The organism is Flagellimonas hadalis, from assembly GCF_007785775.2.
In the GTDB taxonomy this organism is placed as follows: domain Bacteria; phylum Bacteroidota; class Bacteroidia; order Flavobacteriales; family Flavobacteriaceae; genus Flagellimonas; species Flagellimonas hadalis.
Genome location: NZ_VNIK02000001.1, coordinates 594,645 through 606,575 on the forward strand (window position 1 = coordinate 594,645; position 11,931 = coordinate 606,575).

General features: G+C 46.4%; 11 protein-coding genes and 1 tRNA gene. 8 read left to right on the forward strand and 4 right to left on the reverse strand.

Annotation, left to right across the window (positions count from 1 at the left end):
• The 3 genes from lolA1 to ribB are packed head-to-tail and all read left to right on the forward strand — an operon-like array spanning position 1 to position 3,302.
• Entirely contained in the window at positions 1 to 648 is a 648-nt protein-coding gene (gene lolA1 / locus FOT42_RS02560) for an outer membrane lipoprotein periplasmic chaperone LolA1 (RefSeq protein WP_151889002.1), read from the forward strand.
• A gap of 3 nt (positions 649 to 651) precedes the next feature.
• Complete coding sequence (locus FOT42_RS02565) at positions 652 to 2,163, forward strand: LptF/LptG family permease (protein WP_151889003.1); 1,512 nt, start codon at positions 652 to 654, stop codon at positions 2,161 to 2,163.
• A complete protein-coding gene (gene ribB / locus FOT42_RS02570) occupies positions 2,163 to 3,302 on the forward strand; it encodes a 3,4-dihydroxy-2-butanone-4-phosphate synthase (RefSeq protein ID WP_151889316.1) in 1,140 nt (379 codons plus the stop codon). Before FOT42_RS02565 ends, ribB begins: the two co-directional genes overlap by 1 nt.
• 244 nt (positions 3,303 to 3,546) lie before the next feature.
• Here ribB and FOT42_RS02575 read toward each other — a convergent pair whose 3' ends face one another.
• Entirely contained in the window at positions 3,547 to 4,740 is a 1,194-nt protein-coding gene (locus FOT42_RS02575; RefSeq protein WP_151889004.1) for a DegT/DnrJ/EryC1/StrS family aminotransferase, read from the reverse strand.
• Between the two features lie 11 nt (positions 4,741 to 4,751).
• A complete protein-coding gene (locus tag FOT42_RS02580) occupies positions 4,752 to 5,510 on the reverse strand; it encodes a sulfite exporter TauE/SafE family protein (RefSeq protein WP_151889005.1) in 759 nt (252 codons plus the stop codon).
• A 101-nt stretch (positions 5,511 to 5,611) separates the two neighbouring features.
• Between FOT42_RS02580 and FOT42_RS02585 the strand changes: the two genes are divergently transcribed.
• Positions 5,612 to 5,696, forward strand: a tRNA-Ser gene (locus tag FOT42_RS02585).
• Positions 5,697 to 5,758: 62 nt separating this feature from the next.
• Here FOT42_RS02585 and FOT42_RS02590 read toward each other — a convergent pair.
• Entirely contained in the window at positions 5,759 to 6,958 is a 1,200-nt protein-coding gene (locus FOT42_RS02590; RefSeq protein WP_151889006.1) for a TlpA family protein disulfide reductase, read from the reverse strand.
• A 123-nt stretch (positions 6,959 to 7,081) separates the two neighbouring features.
• Here FOT42_RS02590 and FOT42_RS02595 point away from each other — a divergent pair, with 123 nt between their 5' ends.
• Both FOT42_RS02595 and FOT42_RS02600 read left to right on the forward strand, forming a co-directional pair.
• Positions 7,082 to 7,465: a DoxX family protein gene (locus FOT42_RS02595; protein ID WP_151889007.1), complete on the forward strand. Its 384-nt coding sequence runs from the start codon at positions 7,082 to 7,084 to the stop codon at positions 7,463 to 7,465.
• 63 nt (positions 7,466 to 7,528) lie between these two features.
• Positions 7,529 to 7,867 (forward strand): tRNA-binding protein, encoded by a 339-nt coding sequence (locus tag FOT42_RS02600; RefSeq protein WP_151889008.1) that lies wholly within the window; start codon positions 7,529 to 7,531, stop codon positions 7,865 to 7,867.
• A 9-nt stretch (positions 7,868 to 7,876) separates the two neighbouring features.
• On the opposite strand, the gene FOT42_RS02605 is transcribed toward FOT42_RS02600, so the two are convergent.
• On the reverse strand, positions 7,877 to 9,361 hold the full coding sequence (locus FOT42_RS02605; RefSeq protein WP_151889009.1) for a potassium/proton antiporter: 1,485 nt from the start codon (positions 9,359 to 9,361) through the stop codon (positions 7,877 to 7,879).
• A gap of 326 nt (positions 9,362 to 9,687) precedes the next feature.
• On the opposite strand from FOT42_RS02605, the gene FOT42_RS02610 reads away from it, so the two are divergent.
• Positions 9,688 to 10,536, forward strand: a complete 849-nt coding sequence (locus FOT42_RS02610) for a TolB-like translocation protein (RefSeq protein WP_151889010.1) — start codon at positions 9,688 to 9,690, stop codon at positions 10,534 to 10,536.
• Positions 10,537 to 11,227: 691 nt separating this feature from the next.
• On the forward strand, positions 11,228 to 11,872 hold the full coding sequence (locus tag FOT42_RS02615) for a response regulator transcription factor (protein ID WP_151889011.1): 645 nt from the start codon (positions 11,228 to 11,230) through the stop codon (positions 11,870 to 11,872).
• Positions 11,873 to 11,931: the final 59 nt, after the last annotated feature.

Sequence of the window (11,931 nt, forward strand, 5' to 3'; positions counted from 1 at the left end):
ATGATCAAGAAACATATCCTTTTTATCGCACTTTTTGCTTCGGCAGTTTTTTCATACGGACAGGGTTCGGATAAGGCCAAGGCGCTTTTGGACGAAGTGTACAACAAGGTGAAGTCCTACAAGAACATCTATATCGATTTTCAGTCCACCATTGAAAATACAGAGGCCGACCTGAAACAGGACACCAACGGCAACGTTACCCTAAGTGGTGAAAAATACGTTTTGAACTACCTGGGCGCACAACAGCTCTACGATGGCAAAAAGGTATATACCATCGTTCCCGAGAACGAGGAAGTCACCATTGAGGACGTGAACGAGGAGGACGACAATGTGAGCCCATCAAAAATGCTCACCTTCTACAAGACGGGGCACAACTACCAATGGGACATTGAACAAAATGTGGGTGGCCGGAAAATCCAATATGTGAAGTTGACCCCAATCGACTCCAATACCGAGATCAAATCGATATTGTTGGGCATCGACACGCAGACCAAGCACATCTACAAGCTCATCCAAACGGGGAACAATGGCACAAAGACCACCATTACCGTTAATTCTTTCAAAACCGACCAACCCATTTCGGGGGCTATGTTTACCTTTAACGAGAAAAAATACGAGGACAAAGGGTATTATATCACAAGAAACTAGACATTGAAAATACTAGACCAGTATATATTAAAAAGGTTTCTATACAATTTTTTCAGTTCCTTCTTCATTCTGATTGTCATATTCATTTTTCAGGGAATATGGCTTTTCATCGATGATTTGGCAGGAAAAGGGCTTGGCATTGTCATCATTGCCAAGTTCATTTTTTATTTTATACCCACCCTTATCGACAAGGTACTCCCCTTGACCGTACTGCTGTCCTCCATTCTCACTTTTGGCACCTTTGCCGAAAATTATGAGTTTGCGGCCATGAAGGCTTCCGGCATCTCATTGCAGCGCGGCATGCGTAGCCTTATTGTTTTTGTGCTGTTTTTGGGCGTGGTCACTTTTTTCTTTGCGAACAATGTGATACCCAAATCCGAACAGAAAATGTTCAACCTAAGGAGGAACATTGCCAAGGTCAAACCGGCAGCGGCCATCACCGAAGGAGTTTTCAGTGATTTTGAAGGCACTGGTGCGGGCATGAACATCAAGGTGGACAAAAAATATGGGGAACAAGACCGGTTTTTGGACAATGTGATCATCCATAGAAAAACCGACCAGAACATCAACAACACCGTAATCAAGGCCAAGTCTGGCGAACTCATCAGCAGTGAGGAGTCCGACATCATCCAATTGGTGTTGAAAGATGGCAACTATTACGAGGAACTGGTTTCCAAGGACCCAAAGGAGCAGCGTAAGAAACCGTTTGCCAAAGCGGACTTCAAGACTTATACCATCAACATCGACATCTCCGAACTGAACGATCAGGACATGGAGGAGGACCAGAACATTACCACCAACAAGATGAAGAATGTGAGCCGATTGATCAAGGATATCGACTCCCTCCGCGAAAACAATCTCGAAAAGGTGGAGGCCTTTTCAAAGAACATCGTCAACCGTATGGGCGCTTTTCCAATACTTCCCAAAAAAAATCTCCAAAAGGCAGAAAGCCCCAAACTGGAACTCATCCAAACAGAGGAACAGAAGAAGAAAGAGATCCAAAAGGATTCCATCAAGGACATTGAAGGCCTATTGGACCATCTTGAGGAGTGGCAACGGCTACAGGTGGTAAAGAACGCCAAGAATTCCGTTTCGGGCATCATGAGCACCGTAACGGCCAAAAAGGACGAACTGCAGAGCAGGTACAAGTTCTACAACAGCCATATCCTGTCGCTCCACCAAAAATATGCACTCGCACTTTCCTGCATCATCCTATTCTTCGTGGGGGCCCCGTTGGGTGCCATCATCCGGAAAGGAGGGCTTGGATTGCCCATGGTCATTGCCATTGTCTTATTTTTGACCTATTATTTCATAGGGGTATTTGCAGGGAACTATGCCAAGGAAGGCAACATACACCCTGCCATAGGAGCCTGGCTGTCCACCCTGATCATGTTGCCCTTGGGCGTTTCGCTCACCAAAAGGGCCACGGCCGACAAGGGACTGTTCGGGCTTGGTCATATTTTTGACCGCATAAAATCGATATTTAAAAAGAAGAAAAAAGATTCTGAAGAATGATGGTCGCCAAGGATAAAAAAATACAACTGCACGCCATAGAAGAAGCCATTGAGGACATCCGTCAGGGAAAGGTCATCATAGTGGTGGATGATGAAAACAGGGAGAACGAAGGCGATTTCATTGCAGCTGCCGAAAAGGTCACCCCGGAAATGATCAATTTCATGGCCATGCACGGTCGGGGACTCATCTGTGCCCCATTGACCGAAAGCCGATGTGAAGAACTACAACTGAACATGATGGTGCAGAACAACACCGTACTGCACCAGACCCAGTTTACCGTATCCGTGGACCTGTTGGGACATGGGTGCACCACGGGCATATCCGTACACGACAGGGCCAAGACCATCAAAGCTCTCGTGGACAAGGATACCAAGCCCCATGAATTGGGGAAACCTGGACATATTTTCCCTCTCAGGGCCAAGAACGGAGGGGTATTGAGACGTACCGGGCATACCGAGGCCGCCATAGATTTCGCCCGATTGGCCGGACTGGAACCTGCAGGGATCTTGGTAGAGATCCTGAACGAGGACGGGACCATGGCACGTTTGCCCGAGCTCCTAAAAGTGGCCAAAAAGTTTGACCTAAAGATCGTTTCCATCGAGGACCTGATTGCCTACCGTATGGAGCACGACAGTTTGATAGAACTCAAGGAAGCCTTTGACATCAAGACCCGTTTTGGTGATTTCAGGCTACGCGCCTATCAGCAGACCACGAACGATCAGGTGCATATTGCCTTGGTAAAGGGAAGTTGGAAATCTGGCGAACCGGTTCTTACCCGAATCAATTCCACTTTGGTGAACAACGATATGCTGGGTACCTTGACCAACAATCCGGATGAAGCGTTGCAGCGGATGTTCGATGTGCTCAATGCCGAGGAAAAAGGTGCCATGATCTTTATCAACCAAGGCAATCAGTCCACCAATCTCTTGAGCCGCTTGTCAGAATTGAAGAAACTCCAGGCCCAGAGCATCCACAAGGCCCCAAAAATTGATATGGATGCCAAAGACTTTGGCATCGGTGCACAAATCCTGCACGACCTCAACATTTCCAAGATCCGCTTGTTGAGCAATTCCGGTCAGACCCGTCGCGTGGGAATGGTGGGTTACGGTCTTGAGATTGTGGAATACGTGAATTATTGATTGTCCATTCGGTTACTTGGATATTTAGTTATTGGGTTACTGTCCGCCGAATCATTATGATTTGACATTTGATGCTTGATGTCCGAAGAGACCAAAGAACATGGACCATAGAGGATAGACTTTGGTTGTTCTGTTATATAATTATTGGAAACTGCTTACTGCTTACTGCTTACTGGTTCAATGGAATTTGGAATTTCAGGTTTGGAATTTGGCACTTGAAACTTGAGCTTGAACTTTTACCCGACTAGAGAACCTTTTTAATGGCCTCCACCATTCTTTGGGCCCTATCCGCTACTTCTGCTTCGGTCCATCCCAGTTTGACCAAACAGGAAATGGTCCTGCCCATCCAATGGTCCGATTCCGAAAAGTCGGCCTTGGAATAGTCAGGAAGGCTTTCCTTCACTTCTTTTGGCAGTTGGCCCAGCGATTTCAGTTGGGTGAGGTGTTCCCACTTTTTGTAGTAATGCCAATTGTTGTTGTACCAATAGAAACAGGCATCGACACCATTTTCTCCCAGTGCCTTGTGGGCCTTTTGCGCCTTTTCTTCTGAAGGAAGGAAAAAACTGAGGAACGAATAGTTCTCTTCCCCACCATCAGGCACACTTCGGAACACGATTTCAGGGATTTGTGACAGGGCATCCCTCAAAATGGAATAGTTCCTTTTTTGGATGGAAAGAAATTCGTCCAATCGGGACAGTTGGGCCAAACCGACTGCCGCGTTCATTTCGGAAATCCGGAAATTGTATCCCAAAAAAGGATGTTGCTCCGCTCCTCTATCCTTCCCGATATGGTCATGCCCATGATCGGAGTATTTATGGGCATTTTCGTAGTAATCTTTATTGTTGGTAATGATGGCGCCTCCCTCGCCACAAGTAATTGTCTTGACATAGTCAAAGGAAAAGCAGCCCAGATCCCCAATGCTTCCCAACGGCTTACCCTTATAGCTCCCGCCGATGGCCTGGCAGGCATCTTCAAGCAACAACAGGCCGTGTCTGTCACAAATGACTTTCAGGGCATCCAAATTGGCCATGGAACCGCACATGTGAACGGGCATGACCACCTTGGTCCTCGGCGTTATGGCCTTTTCCACAGCGGATGGATTTAGGGTCAAGGTCTCATCGATGTCCACTAAAACAGGAACGGCCCCAAGTGCCAAAATGGACTCGAAACTGGCCACAAAGGTGAATGTGGGCATGATCACCTCGTCCCCTGCCCCCACTCCGGCACTGGCCAGGGCCACTGTCAACGCCGCCGTGCCGCTGCTCACCAAATGGGCATGTTGCACTTGCATTCTTTTGGCAAGGGCGCTTTCGAGCTGCTCGGCCTTCCAGTGTCCGTTCCGCATGCCGTCGAAACCATAGCGCATCAACACTCCTGAGTCCAATACATCTTGTACTTCCTTTCTTTCCTTATCTCCAAAAAATTCAAATCCAGGCATTCTCTAAATATTTATTGATCAAAAAACCATAGTTTAACCGCCATAATGACAACTACCACTACCAGAAAGGTCTTGATGAACCCATCTCCTTTCTGAACAGAGAACCGACTTGCCACCCAAGCCCCCGATCCATTGCCAATGGCCAAAATAAGCCCCATTTTCCAGTTGACTTTGTCATTCAGGGCAAAAACCGCCAAGGCGGACAACATGTAAATGAACACGACCACTACTTTGGTGGCATTGGAGCGCACCAAATTCATTCGGTTGACATAGTGGGTGTACAGCATCATCAAAAAACCAAGTCCTGCATTGATGAACCCGCCATAGATGCCGAAAAGGAAAAACACCACGACACTTACCCAAAGATACTTTCCCGTGAGCCTTTCTTCCATATCTTCTGCCCGCATCTTGGGCTTGAAAATGATGATGATGACCACTGCCAACATCACCATGGACAAAATCCTGTTGAAGGTCTCCCCGTTGATGTCCACTGCAATATAGGCACCAATGATGGAACCCAAAAAGGAGGCAAACCCGAGATATACATTAAAAGGATAGGTGGATACGCCCTTGCTCTTGAAACCGGCCGTGGACATAGCGGTCTGTACCACAATGGCCACCCTGTTGGTACCATTGGCCACGGCTGCGGGCAAACCTAAAAAAATGAGCGTCGGCAAGGAAAGTAGCGATCCACCGCCAGCCACTGTATTGATGAAGCCCACTGCAAAACCTACCGCCACCAAAAGCAAATAGTGATACCATTCAAGCATATGGACAAAAGTAATGGGTATTGTTCAATTGACCTTGACAAAAATAAAGTCGTCGGTTTTTTCTCAGAATTAAAAAGGTTGTTATATTTGCACCCGCATTGGGAGAAATGGCAGAGTGGTCGAATGCGGCAGTCTTGAAAACTGTTGAGGGTCACACCTCCGGGGGTTCGAATCCCTCTTTCTCCGCAAAAGCAAATGAAAAGCCCCTTTTTAAGGGGCTTTTGTTTTTAGGTTGCAGAACCACTTGTTCATTCTTTAGCAGGTCCTGTCATATAGGTATCCACAAAGTGGATAAGTTGCGTCCCATGTAAGTTTTTGGCCAGCACCCTACCCTCAGTGTCCAGTAGAAAGTTGGCAGGAATGGTTCTCAACCGCAGGGCATCCATCAACGGATTTTGGTCGCCCAACAAATGGGAGGCGTGCAACCATCTGTCGACCCCGTCACGTTCCATGGCATTTACCCATGCTTTTTCGTTGCTTTCCAATCCATAGGCAAGTATCTGGAAGCCATTGGGGCGGTACTTTTCCCAAAGAGGAAGCAGCACATTTCGGTTCTCGATACGGCAGGGGGCGCACCAAGAGGCCCAAACATCCAAAAGAAGCAGTTTTTCCCCTTTCAACACCTCTCCCAAAAGCAAAGTTTCCCCACTTCTCATGGGGAATTCCAAACTCGGCATCAAATCGCCCATCAAAATGGGCAAATTAGCCTTGTCCGCTTTTAGAACCAATTCTTGCACCAAGGGATGATCGGGATACAATGCACCCCATTCTTGGGCCTGCGCAAACAAAAATTCGGCAACCCGTTCGTAATCCCCTTCGGGACTCACCCATCTGATGGCCAACAGTGCGGCCAATAGCTCTTCAGTACTGTTGGCAAAATCCATCAGTTCAGTCTGGTAATCGAGCAACTTCCCTTCCCGGTCCAACAGTGCTTCATCTGCGTCACTGACATTGGAGGAACTTTCCTTGTATTCATCAAAAGCCCGTAATCTTAAATCCCGTAACCGCAATATCTCTTTATTTGTTTCTGACGGGGATTCCATGGACAAGCTGGCCTGAAACTCATCGATGCTTGCCTTTATTGTTATTCGCTCCCCTGTCTTCCAAACCAAGGGAACGTAATTGTCAGTGCGGGGGTCTTCGTTCTCCAACAGATTGGCAAAGCCCACTCCTCTTTTTTGAACAGCCAATTCCAACAATGTGGGATTTTCCATATGGGGCAATCCGGAAAAACTAAAATAGCCATCCTTGCCCACAACGGCCGAATCCAAAGCACGGGCCACAAAACTTTGGCCCACATCACTCCATTTCCCGGGTTGGAGAAGATATATCTTTGGTCGCCATTCACTCCCGTGGGAAAGGTCGATAGTACCCGAGATTGGGTGTGGCTTTGAACAGCCGTCCATCAAAAAGGCTAGGAGCACTACTAAGGGGAACACGGATCTCATCCTGTAAAATTAATGATTTACGGATCTTCTTCTTTTCATAAAAACCGGTAAAATCATTTAAAAGCCTCGAAGTTATGTGAAGGTCTATTTTACGACCAATCGGGATAATCACACACTTTCTTCATGAAAACCAAACGAATTGCCTCAGCCCTGCTCCGGATCGTTCCCGCAATCATTCTTCTGCAAACATTGTATTTTAAGTTTACCGCCGCCCCGGAATCGGTGTTCATTTTCAAGACATTGGGATTGGAACCTTATGGACGCATCGGGTTGGGTGTTTTGGAACTCATTACCGCAGTGCTCCTCCTCGTTCCCCGGACCACTTGGATCGGTGCGCTGCTGGGAATGGGAATCATGGCAGGTGCCCTTTTCTCCCACATCACCACGCTTGGGGTGGTCGTTCAGGATGATGGTGGCACCTTGTTCATCCTGGCCCTGATCACTTTTGTGTGTTGCTCGGCTTTGGCCTGGATACAACGTGGACAGATTCCTTTCTTCAAAAGATAATCCCACATTAGGATAGCGGTTTTGTCAAATTGAGGTTATTTTTAATCCCTCAAAAAAAATACAATGTCTGATAATTTGACCTGGAGCGATTTTATGAAAGTGGAAATGGTAGTGGGTACCATCCTGTCGGCCGAGACGTTTGAAGAGGTACGGAACCCCGCTTACAAAATGCTCATCGATTTTGGCCCTTTGGGCCAGCGAAAGACCTCTGCACAGATCACCAAACTTTACCAACCTGACGAACTCATCGGAAAACAGGTAGTGGCCGTGGTCAACTTTCCGCCAAAACAGATTGCCAACATGATGAGTGAGTGCCTGGTCTTGGGCGGCGTGGGCGACAATGGTGAAGTGACCCTCATCCAACCCGAAAGAAGTGTGGAAAACGGAACACGCATCGGTTAACCGACAAATTTATCCTTCGGCCACATTGGCCCCCGACAAGGAAAGGGACTCATAGACCTTCTCCAATATCTCGGGTTTGTCCGTGAGCACCACCAGCCTGTCGTTTGCCTGCAGTTCCGTTGAGCCATTGGGAGTAAGGTAATTTCCATCGCGTTCTATCATGGCGATGATGGCCTTCTTCGGAAAGTTCAGGTTCACGATCTTCAACCCCACCGTGGGACAACCTTCTTGTATGGCAATCTCCTTCATGATGGCCTTGGGATGTTCCGTGAGAAGTTCATCCGTGGGCGATAGGGGTTTTGCCTTTTCCGGTAGGCCCACATGGAGCCATTTGGCCACTAGGGACAACGTGCTGCCCTGTATAAGCACAGAAGTCAATGACACGAAGAACACGATATTGAATATCATATCGGCCTTGTCTATGCCTGCCAAGAGCGGATAGGTGGCAAAAACGATGGGCACGGCACCCCTCAACCCTACCCAGGAAATGTAGAACCTGCGCCTTAACTTCATCCGGAAGGGCAACAACGAGATGAGCACTGCCACTGGACGGGCCACAAAGATCAAAAAGAGGGAGATCATCAACCCTATTCCTATAAAAGGTACAATTTGCGTAGGAAAGACCAATAGGCCCAATGTCAAGAAGAGGGCTATCTGCATCAGCCAGGCCAGACCATCGAACATCCGCATGATGGTCTTTTTGTGTATCAGGTTCTGGTTCCCCAGATATACCGAGCAGATGTATATGGCCAAAAATCCGTTACCCCCCACGAAGTCGGTCGCCGAAAACGTGATGAACATGAGGGCGATGGTCAGAACGGGATAGAGTCCTTCAAAATCCAACTGGATACGGTTGATGATGATCTTGCTCAGCTTCCCGAAGAGAAACCCTGCAATACCTCCGATCACCATTTGCATAAAAAACAGGGGCAGAACGGAAAGGATACTTTTATCAGGTTCTTGCACCAATGACAGGAAAGCGATGGTCAGCACATAGGCCATGGGGTCGTTACTTCCGCTCTCCAGTTCCAATGTCGGTCTCAGGTTCTTTTTGAGGGCAAGGTTCTTTCCCCTTAATATGGAAAACACCGCTGCCGCATCCGTGGAGGACACAATGGCGCCCAACAATAAACTTTCATACAGCCCAAAATCGGTGATCAAATACACAAAATAGCCCAAACCCACGGCCGTGAGCAAAACCCCCAAAGTGGAAAGGGCCACCCCCTCCTTGAGCACGGGCTTCACCGATTGCCAGTTGGTGTCCAGCCCTCCAGAAAACAGGATGAAGTTCAAGGAAACCACGCCCACAAACTGGGCAATCTTGGGATTGTCAAAATAGATGCCGCCAATGCCGTCCGATCCCGCCAACATCCCTATGGTCAAGAACAATAACAGGGTGGGAACCCCAAAACGATAGCTGGTCTTACCGGCAATGATGCTGATCAAAAGCAATACAGAGCCAATAAGGATGATGTTCTCTATGGTAATGTTCATATGTTCAGGATAGTGGCTGTAAAATGTACCAAACTATTTGTTTTGGCGTTTATCGAAATGGCTAATTTAATCGAATTTGACCGATTTATGGCGAGGATAGCCTTCCCAGATTTGGACTTTGTTATGGATCTAGTTTTCAGTCGTCCATCGGTGCAAAAAGTTCGTTTACTGGTATTTTTGAGTTCATTCGCCTATTAAAAGACTCAAATTTATTCGATGAAATACACTTTTTAGTCGTTAAAAGTCAAAACCTATGAAAAATTGATAAGTATTTGCTTGGTTTCTTTTTGATCTTTGTCATGTATTAACCCCCAAATCTATACATCATGACACGATCTACAATTTACAGCCTACTTGTTTCAGGAATGATTCTTGCCACCCAAAACACTTTTGGGCAAATGGCAAAAGAAATGATAGATGAGAACATAAACGGAGGTGTTTCCACCGTAGATGGTTATGTACCCTCCATGTCTGTCACCCAGGATGGAAAAATTGCCTACTTCAGCAAGGCCACCTATCAGAAACCACTATATGGGGTGTTCTCCAAAAAAGAATTGATCCACGAGATCTACCGCACGGAATACATCAACGGTAAATGGACCAATATCACCAAAATGGATGTCTGTCCCCAGCACTACTCCGCCAAGCACCCCACTGTTTCCGATGATGGAAAGCGACTGTTCTTTGCCTCGAACATGAAAGGCAGTTATGGCAAATATGACATTTATGTGGCCGACATCAATAAAGATGGCAGTCTTGGTGTCTCCAAGAACCTAGGCCCAAAAGTGAACACCAAAGAGGACGAACTCTACCCCAACATCTACAACGGTACCTTGCTCTTCTTCGCTTCCGAAGGACGCGATGGTTACGGTGGATTGGACCTGTATGCCACCCAAGTGGTACAGAACACCCTTACCCCTTCCGTTAACCTCGGTAACCACATCAACAGCGACAGCGATGACTATGCCATCCAACTTAGCCCAGAAAAGAAATTGGGGTTGGTAGTGTCCAACAGAGGCTTCAACAACACCATATCCCAATACACGGTGGCCTACGGACGTCCTGAAAAACAAGATGATTATAAGGATATTGCTCAAAGGGACATGGACCTTCAAACGGCAATGAATGTAGGTTCTGAATACAAATACACAGATACCTCCTTCGAGGACAAATAAAAATATAATGACTAAAAATCGGTCAACTACCTGGTAAAGTGTCAACTGATGCGTTTCATAGCCGAGAATTCGAAACACTCATGACCATGATAAGAAAGACAGGGGGAACTGACAGTCTATCATAGAAAGCGGGTTGTATTATTTCAATCTGACCGATTTTTTCACCAAGAATAGGATGCTCTCAAAAGCATCCTATTTTTTTTGTTTATAGTTTGACAAACAGCCAATTACAAACTTATTCTTTTCATATCAGCCTTCATTCTGGACTTTGAGGAGGGTACAAGCAAGTGCATTTGAACGAAAAGCACTACAAAAAATTCTATGCAATGCAAAAAAATTATACTTTAACTCTTGAAATAATACAATCCCAAATCTATTAGTCATGAAAAAAAACTACAACTCTCGGAAAAAAGGCATCCCTAAACCTCATTTGGATCCTTCATTTTAAGAAGGCAACCTACCTCTTCTAAACTTTATTTTTTGACCTGATCCTTTGGATCTCACCCGGACTGAAAGTCTAGGAATGGGTCTGTATTGCACATGTTTTTGGTCGTTCAAGAGCATGGATCGGCATATTGCACCCTTTTTCCAACCCTTTCAAACTGTGGAACGGGCTCTTTATGCCCTATGGCAAACCTCTAAATTCAAAGAAAAATGTAAAAGTTATCAATCCCCCCAAATCTTTCTTATCATGAAAACAAATGCATTAAAAATTGCCATCATCGACAACGATGAGGCACTCGACCCTATTTATCGGCTTTATTTCAGCGAACATGTCGGGTATGAACTCCATGGAGTCTACAAATCGGTACAAGGGCTGCTCTCCAGTTTCGGCCGCACACACCCGGACATTATTATCTGTGAGGCACAGCTCAACGGCATCTCTGGAATAGATGGCCTGGATTACTTTCTGAAGAAAAATGAAGATCTCAAAGTACTGATGATGAGCAAAAAAAATGATTTCAAGCTCATCAAGGAGGCCTTTAAGAAAGGAGCTTCGGGCTACCTGATCAAACCCCTCTCCAAGGAAAGGTTTTTCAATGCTTTGGAAGCCTTGCACCTACATGGTGTGGCCTTGGAGCACGATGTAGCCAAAAAGATCATCAACTCGTTCCAGACGAAGAGCTTTGAGTCGTTCTCCCGAAAGGAAAACCAGATCATAGAATTGCTCACCCAAGGTTTTACCTACAAGATGATTGCCGATAGGCTCTGTGTAACGCCCAGCGCGGTGAATTTCCACATCCAGAACATTTACGTCAAACTGAATGTGAACTCCAAATCGGAAGCTTTGCAAAAGTTAAAGGAAATGGAGATTCGCCAACTCAATGCGGCTTAGATCTGTATTTTGAACAAAAGCAAAAGGCCCCGACATAAAATGTCGGGGCCTTTTTTGAT